This is a genomic window from Dietzia sp. oral taxon 368 (assembly GCF_002999155.1).
GTDB lineage: Bacteria > Actinomycetota > Actinomycetes > Mycobacteriales > Mycobacteriaceae > Dietzia > Dietzia cinnamea.
In genome coordinates this window covers 39,856-51,846 of sequence record NZ_CP027239.1, presented here as the reverse complement: position 1 = coordinate 51,846, position 11,991 = coordinate 39,856, and the positions used below count along the sequence as shown (strand labels likewise).

Sequence of the window (11,991 nt, the reverse complement as noted above, 5' to 3'; positions counted from 1 at the left end):
CCTCCTCGTGTGGGCGTGTGGCTGGTCAGAACGGGTGATCGGTCCACGAGCCGGGTTCGGCGGCGTGCGCTGCTTCCCGCTCCGCTTGAGCCAGGGCGGCCCGCTGGCGGTCGGCGGCGACCTCCTCGGGGGTGCGGTAGTCGTAGGCGATGGCCTCGGCCTCGGACTCGCAGGAGGTGCAGACTTGACCGCGGTCTGGCCAGAAGGCGGTGCCGTGGATGCAGGGCAGGGTTTCGGGACGGATGCGCTCCACCTCGACCATGTGGGTGACCCATGCGGTGTGGGCTTCGAGGCGCTCCTTGGCGGCGGCGTCGTCGGCGTCCCAGCCTGCGAGGATCTCGGCGGCGCGGTCAGCGATGGTGGTCATGGCGTCCTCCTGGGCGATGTCGTTTGTCGCCTCCACCTTCTGCCCGCTCCCTCGGGGTGCAGCAGTACCGCGGTATCGGCTGCGGAGGTTCGATGCGCTGACCTGGCCCCCGGTTCGGACAGCCCGGCGGGTGGCCGGCCCCTCCCCTTGCGCGGCAGGTCCGGGTCAGCTGGTCCAGATGTAGTGACTGTCAGCGAGCTCAGGGCCCGGTCGGATCGCGGGGTGATGCTGTGAACCTTGCGGCTTCCCAGTGAAGAGGTACAGGCCCACGCAGCCGGCGAGGGCCCAAACCCCAAGGGGTACGTCGAGATGAGGAACAAGGGAAGCAACGGCTACGGCGGCGACGACGGCGGGGCGGGCCGGTGGATTCGGCGGCTCGGCTGGTGGGTTCGGCGGCTCGGCTCGTGGCTCACGGAGGTGACAGCCGCAGCGGTCATCGGCCAGGGCGTCGTCAAACTTCTCGAGGTGGGCCCGTGGTGAGGTGACCGGGACGATGACTCACCCACCGCGCCGGGTCGGCAGCCCACCCGGCGCGGCGGGGTCGGTGAAGGCCGTATGCCTGCCCGTGCAGCGAGTAGGTGCCGCGGGTAGGTCCCGTGGAGTGGCGGGGTTGTGGCGGGATTCCGATCGGCGCGCAGCGCCGAGAGTAGCTCCGCGTTCAGCGTTCGATGCGGTCGTGGATCGCCACGGCCCCGTAGAAGCGTGACCCGCTCACCGCCAGCAGGGCGTCGCCGACCCGGGAGTCGGAGGAGGCGCCGAAGTTGCCGCCGGCCATGGTGTGGGTACGAACCCGGCCCCATCCCGTCTCCGGGTGGTGGCTGGCGGGCACCAGGATCGGGAACCCACCGGCGGTGCGATCCAGCACCACGGCGGGCGCGTCGGGGCGGGCAGGGAAGACGCGGGACTGCTTGGGCAGCTGCTCGTAGTCGCCGTCGGCGTCGATGATGCCGATCAGGGTGAGCTGTTTCGCCTCGGCCGACACTCCCCCAAGGGTCAGGTCCCCGTACGTCGAGGGGGCCGGGCGAACGACCTGGATCAGCAGGCCAGCTGGGAAGTCGGTGTCGGGGGTGGTGGTCATCGCGGTGCCCTTCGTCGTGGTCGGGCCACCCGATCGGGCGGCTCCTTCCGACGATCTCCCGGCATCGGCGAGGTGCAGCAGCTACTGCACGGTGGCCATGCGAGCGAACCGGGAGGGGAAGCAGAGTCAGGGCGGGGGCTGCGGACAGGCCGGGAGATACGAGGCGGTCTACGACAGTGGGCGTGGTGAGTGCTCGACCGTCCTACGGTGTTCGCATGGAGGACGACGACTACTTCGACCTGATGGATGCCGCTGAGGCCGCGGAGGCGGTCCGGGGTCGGCACTTCACGTCCTGGTGGGATGAGGTGGAGCGGTTGGAGCGGGCACAGAAGTGGCGCGAGTATGAGGCTCTGCTGTGCGAGATGCGCGACGCCACTGAACGTGGGGCGCAGCTGGCCGGGTACACGGTGGCTCCTGGACCGGCGATGGCGTTGGCGCAGCTGTACGAGAGTCAGGGCGATCTCGGACGTGCGATCGCCGAGCTCGAACGGTTCGTCGGGGCGGTCGACCGTTTCCGCAAACACGAACCTACTGGCGGGGACACCGGGCACCGTCGAGCGCTGGACACTCTCCGGCGATGGAGGTCGCCGACCTCCGACTAGTCGAGCACCCGGGGCGGCGGATGACCGTTAGTCGTCGTCGACCAGGCGGGATGCTTCCCCGACGACGGACTCGGCAACGCTGGCGTCGTTCACGTCGAATCGGATTGTCGTGCCTTCGGGGGCGTCGACCAGGACGGTCACTGCGCCGTCGACGGTGGTTGAGGAGTGGACGTGAACCGCCACGTCCGGGTGGCCGGCCACCGTGACACTGGCGAACGCGCCGAGTGGGTCTGCTGCGGTGGCTGCGTCGTAGTTGGCGTCGATGCGGGCTGTGATTCCGTGGGAGGTGAGCTCGGCGTGGGTCGGGGTGGGATAGGTGTGGGTCATGGGTTCTCCTCGAATCGCAGAGGCGGGTGGCGGCGTCATCCGGTGGCGGCGTCGCCGTCCGAGTGGCTGATCTCGGAGATGCCGCCAAGGAGGGAGGTAGCGCTCTCGTCGGCGAGCTCCTCGCGTACAGCGTCCTCGATCGCCTCCAGGACGCTGTCGGGCCAGCGCCACAGCCGATGGGAGGAGCAGTCGTCCAGGGTGTGCCCGTCCGGCATGTCGATGGTCACTTCGACCACTCGGGTCATTTCCACGTGGAAGGTGGCGCGGCTGGGCTGGGCCATGACGGGATCGGCGTTGCTCATCGGGCTCCCCTTTTCGGGCCGGTCACCCGCCCCGGTTGGGTAGGTGAGATGCCCACACTGTGCCGCCGCCGCCTGGGCGTGCAGCAGCTCCATGCACCGGTCGGATGGCGCCGGTTTCGTTGGGGCGCCCCGCGGTGACGGCGTGGACAGGCCGTGGCCGGTCGACGGCTCCCGCGCGTCAATTCAGGGTGTCGGGGGATGCCAGCCGCGGCGCCGGGCCCGCTGTTGGCTGCGCTGATGGTAGGCCTGGAGGCGACGGTCAACGAGCTCCATGTGGTCGATGAGCTGCTGGCGCTGGGGCTCGGGCTGTCCCTCCAGCATCGACGCCCGGACGCGGTCGTTGAGCTTGCGTGGGGTGGTCGACCAGAAATCGGCGATGTGCGTGGCGACAGTCTCGTCGGCCTGCTGCTGCGTGTCATCTGGCGTGGTCAACAGCGCAATCAAAAGGGCATCGCGGGCCGGCGGCACGATCGGCGCGAACTCCACGACCGCGCCGCGGGCGCTCACCCACGTGGTCGCGTCGGCGATGCCCCCGGTGAGGGTCCACACCAGCTCCAGGCGGGCGCCCGACGGATGAGTCCCGGTTACGCGGCGAAGCCGTCGGGCCCACAGGGCCGGCAGAGGCGGATCGAAGTCCCAGCCGCTGCCCACGCCGATCAGCCGCAGAAGGTCGTCGCCAGCATCGGTAGTTGCCATCGGTGGGTCCTCCGTTGTTCGCCTGGGTCTGGTTCAGACTATTCGGACAGTCCGACACGGTGTCGTGCACCGGGACGCTCAGTTGAATCGGTTACGCAGGGTTCGACCCTGCCGGAACTGGGGTTTGCCGTCGGCGCCGTGCCGGTGACCGCGCGGATCTCGGGCCGTGCGCCGTACATCTCGCAGGAGTTCTGCGGCTCGCTCGGGGGTGAGCTCGTCGACAGCCCTCTTGTAGACACCAGGCTGCGACCAGTCCAGCTCGGGTAGGCCGGCCACGACGCGGTGCCACCTGAGCAGCTCCAGGAACCGGGCCGGGTCCAGCTGCTCAGAGGCGACACGAATTTTCTCGGCGAGCTCGTCCACGGGCAGGCACGGTATCCGGCGACTCCGACGCGAACCTTCTGGCCCGCGCCCCCGGAGGTGCGCAGGCTAGGAGGTGAACAAGACCACGGATCCGGCTGCGCTGCACGCGGCGGCGGCGAACATCAGCGGCCTCACGGCGAGGCCCACTGCAGGCTGGTAGTTGCCGCGGCGTAACCGCAGAAGGGCCACGCTGAGCATCGCCACCGCAACCGCGAGTAGCGCGTATCCGATGGCACGTTGCATGTAGATCCCCTTTTTTTCCTGCCTGCGACTGTGTCAGCCTAGTGCCAAGCTCCGGCGATCATCCGCTGGTGAGCGCCAGCCGCGTCGTGGTTTCCAACTCGGCGACGACGGCCGCGCGCGCCTTGTCGGGGATCGCCGTCAGTCCTGCGATGAGTTGCTCGACTCTGGCCAGAGCGACGGCCCGCTCGGCGGGGCTGGCGCGTTCGTCCAGCGCCAACCGCAGAGCGTCTTCGGCCCGGCGCAGGCGGCGTCGCTCAGCGTCTGATGTGGTGGGCACGGCGACAGCGCGGGCGTGCTGGTCGACAGCCGTCCACGCGGCGGTGGCTTCACGAACGGCGTCACCGAAACGGTCGACCAGCTCCCTGTTGGTGGGTCGATACTCGGTATCCAGCTCTCGGGCTCGGGCGAACTTCTCGTGGAACTGCGCGGTCAGGGGCTCGGTCACATCAGTCAGCAGCGGTCGGCGGAACGCGGTCCACGGATCGGTCTCGGCCGCGGTGTAGGCCCGCTTGAGCTTGCGCAAGCTCCGATCGTGCAGGCTCCAGAGCCGTTCGATCTCTTTCCGCAGTTCGCGCTGCTGACGGCGCTTTGCGAGCACGCGGATGCCCAGCATCACAACGAGGGGCACAAGCACGACCACGAGCGTGCTCCCACCAAGGGCGGGCCAGAACCATGCCGGCAGCTCGACGGGCTCCCCGACTGCGATCGGCGGAATCTCCGAGAAGGGATCTGCCGACGGGGGCGGCGGGGGCGGTTGCGGCGAGTCGATCGGCGCTTGAGAGTCGGGACCTTGTGGTGGAGCTGCGGACGGTTCAGCAGCAGACCCCAGCTCGACGGCCCACGGCATGATGACCTTCGAGATCAACGGGAACCCGCCGAGTACGACCGACATGGCGACGAGCCGAACTCCGGTACCGGGCTCCCCGACAGCCAGCTTGTAGCCGCCCGCGATCCCCGCAATCACCGCCACTGCCAGCGCGAAGTTCGAGGTCAAGTTGATCAGTGCGTCAACAGATTCCATGATCATTCCTTCCTTGAACCGTCTGCGGTGGCCTCACGGCTACCGTCCAGAGCGACGGGGATCGGATCAGCCGAGCCTGTCGAGACCGTCCAGGGCGGCGGTGAGCAGACGTCGTACGGCGTCCTTGCTGCCCTCGATGACGGCGCCGGTGTCGCCGGAGAACACGACGGCGACCTCACCGGTGACCGGCTCGTCGCACCAGTCGGGGTCGTCACCTTCGGTCAGAAGCCCGACGTGGGTGCTGCCGGCGTCGAACCATTCGCTGCGGAAAGACATAGTGACCTCGTTCTCGTGTTGCTGTCGTGTGTGCGGGCCCCCGCCGCGCGTGGTCAGCAACGGGGGCCCGGGACTTGTTTCGGTCGCCGCGTGTTGGCGAACCGGGTGTGCTCACTGTGCCCTGGCGGTCCGCGAGTGCAGCAGAGTCTGGCGTCGCGGACCTCACGCGTGGCCCGTGTGCTGATCGCGTGGTCGGGGGGAACGATGAACGCCCCGCTGGCCGAGGCGGGGCTCAGGCGAATTAGTGAAGGTGCGCGGCGGCGCCGGCGGTGCGGACAGCCCGCAGCGCCGAGAACGGAAAGCGCCCCGCGTGATGGCGGGGCGCAGGTGTGGGGTTCTAGGTCAGCGGGTGGCGGCGATTGCCGTTGAGGGCGGTACGGATGAGGTGCTGGTCGTGGGCGGTGGCCTCCGGGTGGCGGCGAAGGGCCAGTAGGGTTCGTTCCCCGGCTTCGCGGGTGCGGGGGTCGTCGCTCATGGCCGCGTCCAGCGCCCACATGAGGCGCTTCCAGAACCGGTCGGTGGCTTCTGCGCGGGCGCGCTGGCGGAGGGTGGCCAGGACGCCAATCAGGCCGAGGATTCCGACGAGGATGGTGGCTGCGGGTGCAATGAAAGTCATGGTCTTGCTCCTATCGAGTGGGTGGCTAACTGCCCGCCTCTACATCTGTAAAGGTAGTTTTTGGGTTAGCAGGGCCGTGTGATCCCACCCCGCCGGTGCAGCAGACCATCACGCCACCATCAGTGCCGAGACCAGGCGAATCAGCGGACAGCTCCCCTGAGAAGCCGGAACCTAACCGGCGAACTGCAGCGCCAGAGTTAGATCACGGTTAGCCAGACGTGGGTTTGCATCAGCGCTGGAGTGAACTTGATCTTGTACAGGCCCGGTTTGATGCCCTCGCGTTCGTCGGCGCCACCAAGGCAGATCTGCATGGTCCGGGTTTCACCGGGTTGCACGATGATCAAGCCTCGCCGATACCAATGGCTGCGGCCGGAGACGTCGCCTTTGACAATGCGGCCTTGGCTGGTGAAGCCGCTCGGGTAGGTGGTGGTCCAATCTCTCGCTCCCACTTTCCTCGGCAGGGTGCCGCTGTTGGTGATCGTCACATCGGTGCAGAGTCCGAAGCCGTCGATGTAGAGCTCGCCAAGCGACGTGGTGAGGACGTGATCGGAGATCGGTTCGCCCATCGGCGCGACGATATGGTCGTCCAAGTCGAGTTCCCGCCACCGTTCGAGCTCGGCGTCGAGTTGCTGCTGTCGCTGTTGGGCACGTTCTACGACGAGTTCTGCCTCGGTGGGCGGTTCAGGTTCGGCCGACCAGTCTTCCCCGCACCCGGCTAGGCCCATGGCCGAGACCATGAGAACGGCAACCACCCCGCGAAGTGTCATGTCGTGGAGATTAGGCCGCCCATGATCGCCACCGGCGGCGGACAGCCCTATCCCCTGGCAGGCCGGAACCCACCCCGGCGGCCAAGGCGACCGGCGGGGTGGGAGTGGTCAGCTGGTCAGGTCGGCGACGACCAGTGCCTGCAACTCGTCGTGCACGGCGTACAGCTGATCTTCGACACTGCGGGTGCACGCCTCGATCGCGTCGTCGATCTCACTGTCAAGGGCTGCCATCAGCCTCAGTCGCTGGCTCTCTGTCAGGTTCGGGTTGTCGTCGATCTCGGCGCGGATGCTGTCGCGGTTCACCAGTCGCTGCCCCAGCCCGTCGGCCCGCGGTGGTGCTGGCGGGAAGCTCCTGAGCAGGCTCGCGTGGGCATCGTTGAGGTCGTCGGTGACCATCTCGAGTACTCCACCCCAGGTGTCAGCCCGGGCCAACTGTTCGGTGTCGAGCTCAACCATCAGCGATGCGGCCAGCGCCCCGAACCGGGCGGAGACGAACAGGGCATCGGGGGTGTCGTCGCCCGACTGGAAGAACGGTTCGACGTGCGCGGGGATGCCGTTCCATTCCCATGCGGCGGCGTCGTCGACGGTGTGGAGGACCGCGGCGTAGGCGTCCAGGTCGGTTGCGGGCGCTGGCTTCCACAATGCCCGGGTGAGCATCGCATCGGCCATCGGCGATGCCTTGAGAGAGAACATGGCAGAGCCTTTCGTCAGATCGAGTCATAGGTGCATCGCAGGCGGGTGATCTCGCTTGCGGTGCGCGTGGAGTGCAGGGGTCAGCGGGGGTCGGCGATGCGGCTGCGCAGGGACGTCACAGCCTCACTGGCCGTCTTCTGCTCGGCGTGCCGCTCTGCCTTGGTGGCGGCACGGTCGGCAACGGTCGCCGCCGTGACGGCGAAGTCGGCGCGGTCGGGGGCTGCGGTCGCCCCCGTCGAGTAGGCGCCGGGAGCCAACGACATCGCCACCCCGGCCGCTCGCACCGCCTTCACCGCGGCGGCTCGCGCCTGCGAGGCCACGTCTTGTGCGTCCTGCGCCACCTGCGTGTTCTCGCACTCGTCGGCATACCGTGCGGCGTCATCTGCGTGGGCTACCGCCTCGTCGGCCAACTGGCTGACCGCGGCGAACGCTTCCGCGATCTCGTTGGCTGCGGCGAGGCCGGCGTCGGAGAGGTCGTTGTCGTCCAGTCGCGGATTCACGGCGATGCGGGCGCGGCGCACCGCGCGGGCCGCGAACTCTGCCGAGACGGCCGCGTCCTTGAGGGAGTCGCTACCGGCGAGGGTGGCCAGCTGAGCCATCATCGCGGCCACGGCGGCGGACTTCTCGGCACAGGCGACGTAGATGCGGGGCCGGCCGATGTTGCCGCCGTCGAGGCCTGCTGTGATCTCAGCGGCATCGGCGTAGGCGTCCACGCTGTAGCGGGCCATCACCGCGGCGGCGGCCAGGTCACCGTCTGAGGCCAGGCGGGCAGCGTCGAGGTAACAGTCGTGCCCGGCCTTTGTGCGGGTCAGCAGCTGAGTCAGTGTTGTGGCGCTCATCGGGGCCTCCTGGGGTGGGTCTGCGGGATGCACTGAGCCTCTCCCCCGGTTTCGCGGGTGCAGCAGCTGCCGCTGGTGAGGCTGTGCGGGTCCGCCTTGCCGCTGGCCGGTGCTGCGCTGGGGCCGGACAGGGCGAGCGTTCGCCGCGGCACCGCGCGCACCCCCTCGAGTTCGGGGTGGGCGCGGTCGGGCCGTTCAGCCAGCGGTGAGGCTGCGGGCTTCCCGCTCGGCGCGCTCGGCGGCACGGTCGGCATCGGTGGCGTCCACGTCGGCTGCCGAACCGGGGTGCCGGGCGGCCAGCGCCCCGGCCTGGTCGGCGTGCTGGCGGGCGAGACCTGCCTGCCGGTCGGCTTCGGCCTGGTCGCTCCGGTAGGCGGCGTTCTCTGCACGGTCAGCTGCGACGTCGGCAGCCCTCGCATGGCGGGCGGGACTGAGCATCGCGGTCACCAGGCTGCCCCGTCGCGGGCGGTGCGGAAGAGGGTGCCCCAGCCGCTCCAGGTGGGCAGGTGAGCGATGGCGGCAAGCCAGTTCGTCATCGGTGGTTCCTTTCAGGCCCGTCTGGGCCGGGACGGTCGAGGTCAGGCTGAGAGGCCGGGCCAGTAGGCGATGGAAGACAGCCCGAGCGAGTCGATCGACGGGGCGGGCGCATTGTCGAGCTCGTGGAGCACGTCATCCCAGTCCATGCCGGTGCTGTCCTGGCTGAGTGTCGCCGCCATCAGCAGGGCCGCGAGGCCCAGCTCGTGCGACTGGCAGACGATGCCCACGCCCGGGGATTCGTAGTGGCCGCGCCCTTCGTAGTCGGTGCGCAGGTTCAGGTCGAGGTCATCGCACTTGTCGCTGAGCCATTCCAGCTGGTCAGTAGTGAGTTTCCGAGGCATTGGGGCCTCCTATGTGGTCGGGGGTGGTCAGGGCTGCGCGTTGTCAGCGACGGGGCCCGGGTTCCTGGCGGTCAGGGCTCGTAGGTGGCGCAGAACAGCAGTGCGGTTCGGTGACCGTCGGGGAGTTCGACCAGGTCGACGTTGGTGGCAGCGGCCATCGACGCCATCCGCGCGTTGGGGATCCGCGCAACCCACACTCGACGACGCTGCCCCGCCCGCACTGGGGTCGGGTGTCCGGTTGCTGTGTCGAGGGCTTCGGCGGCGGCCAGGACCTTGCAGATGCGGCCGGCGACGCTCTGGTGGGCGGTGTTGTGTTCATCCCACGCGGCGACGTCGTACCAAGCCTGGCGGGTGAACAGCAGCCGCGGCAGCTCGTGCGGGTTTGCGCCCACGCTGACGGCGTAGATGGCAGTGGCATCGACCAGGTCTCCGGCGTTCACCAAGTCGCCGAGCCCTGCGGCATCGGCTGCCAGGTCGCTCACGTTGACGCGGTGATCGCGGTACAGCAGTGGGGTCATCTCTTCGCTCCTCGGTCACGGGGTATCGGGTTCGATCACCCTGCCTCCCGCCGCGCAGAGTGCAGCAGCGCCGAGGGAAGGACCGGCAGGTGGTGGGGCAGTCGGCGCGGACAGCCGCGAAGCGCCGGCTCGAAGATGGCGGACGCCCCATCGGCGATGTCGTCGACCCTGCAGATGTTGCGCAGCGAGCGGCGGACAGCCGCCCGTACCGTGCGCGCAGCGCTCAGCTACGACAGATGCGCAACGCGCCGGAGGTCGAACAGTCGAAACGCCTCGTTGAGAACCATTGCTGCCGCGGCCAAGGCTGGGCCAATGTCTTTGTCGAGGTCTCCGCTGAGCCTCACGATTGAGCTTCCCGACTGTTCGGGCACGGTCTCATCCTTGGCGGCCCGCATCACCCCGTAGTGGTACTGGGCGTGTGCGGCTGCGCTCCCTGAACGCCAGATCGCCTGCACCCCAGAAGCTAGAAGGTCATCGTCGAGATCGGGCACGCTCCGAGCTACCCATTTGATCGCTTCGGTCTGATTCAGCCGGAGATTTTCCACGTCTCTCTCGATCCCCAGCGCGACTGCGGTCGCCTGCAGGCCAGATTGCCGCTCGCGCAGCTGCTCCAGGAGCTTCTGCTGTACCTCCTCGGATTCACTGTCAACGGCTGGCAAGTTGCCAATGGCCGTTATCTGGGAGCGAAGGTCTTCGGCGCGAAGCGTGAGCGCGCGCTCGCGACGCTCCTGCCGGGTCCGGGGCGCAAGTACCCAGACAGCGTTCACGGCAGCGACGAGCGCCGTCCGGGCGACCGTGATGTAGGCGGTCGGATACAACGTCCCGGTTGCTCGCATTGCCTCGAGCGAGAAGTGGAGATGCTCGGAAGAGACGCACATCGAGTACCAGACTGGGTTGTCCACGTTGAGCCCCGCCATCGAGTCGGCTGCGAGCGAGCTTCCCGGATCGGGTGGCTGCGGGTTCTTGGACCGCTTGTGCCAGGTATCGACAGCGGGCGACAACCGATTGAGTCGCGCCAGCCACTCCCCGTTCTTTTGCAGTGGGGACTCCTCGGAGCTGCGACGCGGTGCCATAGCCGAACTGTAGCCAGCCCTGGCGCTGACAAAGTCGACAGTTGGCGGGTCGAACAACGAGGACCGGTATAGCCTCGCCGCTTGTCGGCTGCGGCGATCGCCTGCGGCCCGGGGCTACTCGTAGGCCAGTCGAAAGGTGAGCGTGAGCCGCCCGTTGTCGATGGCGGGGTAGATGGTGGCGTTGGTGTGTCGCGGGATCGTCGCCCTGGGCGTGTTCGGGATCCGAGTCAGGGAGAACACGGTGCGTTCGCCGAGCATGCGGGAGTTGCACCGTCCGGTCAGCGGGTGCCAGAACCTGCTAGCGGTCACCACGTCGTGGATTCGACCCGAAACATCCTGGTAGGCGGCGTTCCTCTCGTCCCAGGCGGCGAGGTCGTCCCAGGCGGCTGCGCTGAACAGCAGCCGAGCCTGCCGGTCGGGGTCGCTGGCGTTGCCGGCAGCGTAGGAGCCAGTCGCATCGACGAGGTCTCCGGAAGCGACGAGCTCGTCAACGGTGGGCAGGTCGACCGGTTCGCCGAACAGTGCGTTCATGCGCTCCTCCATGGTGTGCTGAGTGCTCATCAGGGGCCTCCTCGACGCGGGCTGTGTTTCCGATCAGCCCACTGTGCCCCTGAGCTTTGACGGTGCAGCACCCTCACCGAGTCCGGCGGCAACCACAGCAGCCGTGCGCAGGCCGGGGAAAGGTTCGGAATCAACGACGTGCGGGTAGCGCCGCCTGCGGGAGCAATGATCGCCTCGCGATTGGGCGGAGGGCGCGTGTCCCAGCTGAACTGCGGACAGCGCGGCTTGGTTAGCCCGCGGCGGTGTGGACGACCTGTCTAGTTCTTCACGCGAACGTAGGACTTCCTGCCCGGGCAAGCGCACGACTCCACTTCGCGAGGAGGGGCCAGGAGGCTACGTTCAAGCGCACCACCAACCAGCAGTGCCCCACCGGTGCGGACCGCCCCGGCCCAGCGGATAGCAGCGCCCCCTCAGAACGCGAGGGTGTAGATGTCCTCAAGCGGGACGGTCTTGCGTTGGGTCGGCTTCTGGCCGCGGTCACCTCCGAGGAACACGGCGTCGCCGCCTGCGGTGAGTGCGACGAGTTCGCCGGTCAGGCGCATCCAGTCCCCTTCGTCGGGTGTCAGGTACTCCACCGTGACACGCATCGGGGCGTCCTCCAGAAAGTCACGCATGGTGGCCTCGATGAGCCTGCCCATCGTGGCGTCCCACTCCCCCGGCGTGTACCGGATGACGGCGCTCAGATGGTCGGGGTCGTCGGCGGACTCCTCCAGCGCCATGGGGCGCAGGTCGTCGAGAGTCAAGCAGTTCGTGGCGTCGATCGGTTTCATC

21 protein-coding genes are annotated in these 11,991 nt (G+C 68.4%); 2 read left to right on the top strand and 19 right to left on the bottom strand.

All coding sequences use genetic code 11. The features are described 5' to 3' along the window. Positions 1–25 precede the first annotated feature (25 nt). Positions 26–367, bottom strand: a complete 342-nt coding sequence (locus C3V38_RS16220; RefSeq protein ID WP_129591213.1) for a hypothetical protein — start codon at positions 365–367, stop codon at positions 26–28. A 309-nt stretch (positions 368–676) separates the two neighbouring features. Between C3V38_RS16220 and C3V38_RS17675 the strand changes: the two genes are divergently transcribed. After that, on the top strand, positions 677–847 hold the full coding sequence (locus C3V38_RS17675; RefSeq protein ID WP_165001184.1) for a hypothetical protein: 171 nt from the start codon (positions 677–679) through the stop codon (positions 845–847). A 178-nt stretch (positions 848–1,025) separates the two neighbouring features. On the opposite strand, the gene C3V38_RS16215 is transcribed toward C3V38_RS17675, so the two are convergent. Further along, on the bottom strand, positions 1,026–1,445 hold the full coding sequence (locus C3V38_RS16215; protein ID WP_106386704.1) for a hypothetical protein: 420 nt from the start codon (positions 1,443–1,445) through the stop codon (positions 1,026–1,028). Positions 1,446–1,660: 215 nt separating this feature from the next. Here C3V38_RS16215 and C3V38_RS16210 point away from each other — a divergent pair, with 215 nt between their 5' ends. Continuing rightward, complete coding sequence (locus tag C3V38_RS16210) at positions 1,661–2,047, top strand: hypothetical protein (protein WP_106386702.1); 387 nt, start codon at positions 1,661–1,663, stop codon at positions 2,045–2,047. 27 nt (positions 2,048–2,074) lie between these two features. Here the strand turns inward: C3V38_RS16210 and C3V38_RS16205 are convergent, their stop codons facing one another. From C3V38_RS16205 to C3V38_RS16130, 17 genes are all read right to left on the bottom strand, one after another. Then, the gene (locus C3V38_RS16205) at positions 2,075–2,374 is read right to left on the bottom strand and encodes a hypothetical protein (RefSeq protein WP_106386700.1); all 300 of its coding nucleotides are present in this window, start codon (positions 2,372–2,374) and stop codon (positions 2,075–2,077) included. Positions 2,375–2,409: 35 nt separating this feature from the next. Beyond that, positions 2,410–2,676, bottom strand: coding sequence for a hypothetical protein (locus C3V38_RS16200; RefSeq protein WP_129591212.1), 267 nt, complete (start codon positions 2,674–2,676; stop codon positions 2,410–2,412). Between the two features lie 183 nt (positions 2,677–2,859). Then, positions 2,860–3,372: a hypothetical protein gene (locus C3V38_RS16195; protein ID WP_106386696.1), complete on the bottom strand. Its 513-nt coding sequence runs from the start codon at positions 3,370–3,372 to the stop codon at positions 2,860–2,862. 78 nt (positions 3,373–3,450) lie between these two features. Continuing rightward, positions 3,451–3,735 carry a hypothetical protein gene (locus C3V38_RS16190; protein ID WP_106386694.1) on the bottom strand — a complete coding sequence of 95 codons (285 nt, stop codon included), beginning with the start codon at positions 3,733–3,735 and terminating at the stop codon, positions 3,451–3,453. Between the two features lie 66 nt (positions 3,736–3,801). Continuing rightward, on the bottom strand, positions 3,802–3,978 hold the full coding sequence (locus tag C3V38_RS17670; RefSeq protein ID WP_165001183.1) for a hypothetical protein: 177 nt from the start codon (positions 3,976–3,978) through the stop codon (positions 3,802–3,804). Positions 3,979–4,036: 58 nt separating this feature from the next. Then, the gene (locus C3V38_RS16185; protein WP_129591211.1) at positions 4,037–4,999 is read right to left on the bottom strand and encodes a hypothetical protein; all 963 of its coding nucleotides are present in this window, start codon (positions 4,997–4,999) and stop codon (positions 4,037–4,039) included. Between the two features lie 66 nt (positions 5,000–5,065). Next, a complete protein-coding gene (locus C3V38_RS16180) occupies positions 5,066–5,275 on the bottom strand; it encodes a hypothetical protein (protein WP_106386690.1) in 210 nt (69 codons plus the stop codon). 337 nt (positions 5,276–5,612) lie between these two features. Further along, the gene (locus C3V38_RS16175) at positions 5,613–5,891 is read right to left on the bottom strand and encodes a hypothetical protein (RefSeq protein WP_106386688.1); all 279 of its coding nucleotides are present in this window, start codon (positions 5,889–5,891) and stop codon (positions 5,613–5,615) included. A gap of 197 nt (positions 5,892–6,088) precedes the next feature. Further along, entirely contained in the window at positions 6,089–6,658 is a 570-nt protein-coding gene (locus C3V38_RS17415) for a hypothetical protein (RefSeq protein WP_129591210.1), read from the bottom strand. 108 nt (positions 6,659–6,766) lie between these two features. Further along, positions 6,767–7,351, bottom strand: coding sequence for a hypothetical protein (locus tag C3V38_RS16165; RefSeq protein WP_106386684.1), 585 nt, complete (start codon positions 7,349–7,351; stop codon positions 6,767–6,769). Positions 7,352–7,431: 80 nt separating this feature from the next. Beyond that, positions 7,432–8,190, bottom strand: coding sequence for a hypothetical protein (locus tag C3V38_RS16160; protein ID WP_106386681.1), 759 nt, complete (start codon positions 8,188–8,190; stop codon positions 7,432–7,434). Positions 8,191–8,385: 195 nt separating this feature from the next. Further along, positions 8,386–8,628: a hypothetical protein gene (locus C3V38_RS16155; protein ID WP_106386679.1), complete on the bottom strand. Its 243-nt coding sequence runs from the start codon at positions 8,626–8,628 to the stop codon at positions 8,386–8,388. A gap of 140 nt (positions 8,629–8,768) precedes the next feature. Next, a complete protein-coding gene (locus C3V38_RS16150) occupies positions 8,769–9,068 on the bottom strand; it encodes a hypothetical protein (RefSeq protein ID WP_106386677.1) in 300 nt (99 codons plus the stop codon). Between the two features lie 71 nt (positions 9,069–9,139). Continuing rightward, positions 9,140–9,586: a hypothetical protein gene (locus tag C3V38_RS16145; protein WP_106386674.1), complete on the bottom strand. Its 447-nt coding sequence runs from the start codon at positions 9,584–9,586 to the stop codon at positions 9,140–9,142. A gap of 227 nt (positions 9,587–9,813) precedes the next feature. Continuing rightward, on the bottom strand, positions 9,814–10,659 hold the full coding sequence (locus tag C3V38_RS16140) for a hypothetical protein (RefSeq protein WP_129591209.1): 846 nt from the start codon (positions 10,657–10,659) through the stop codon (positions 9,814–9,816). Positions 10,660–10,773: 114 nt separating this feature from the next. After that, the gene (locus C3V38_RS16135) at positions 10,774–11,220 is read right to left on the bottom strand and encodes a hypothetical protein (protein WP_106386669.1); all 447 of its coding nucleotides are present in this window, start codon (positions 11,218–11,220) and stop codon (positions 10,774–10,776) included. Between the two features lie 410 nt (positions 11,221–11,630). After that, positions 11,631–11,990, bottom strand: coding sequence for a hypothetical protein (locus tag C3V38_RS16130; RefSeq protein ID WP_106386667.1), 360 nt, complete (start codon positions 11,988–11,990; stop codon positions 11,631–11,633). Between the last annotated feature and the right edge of the window lies 1 nt (position 11,991).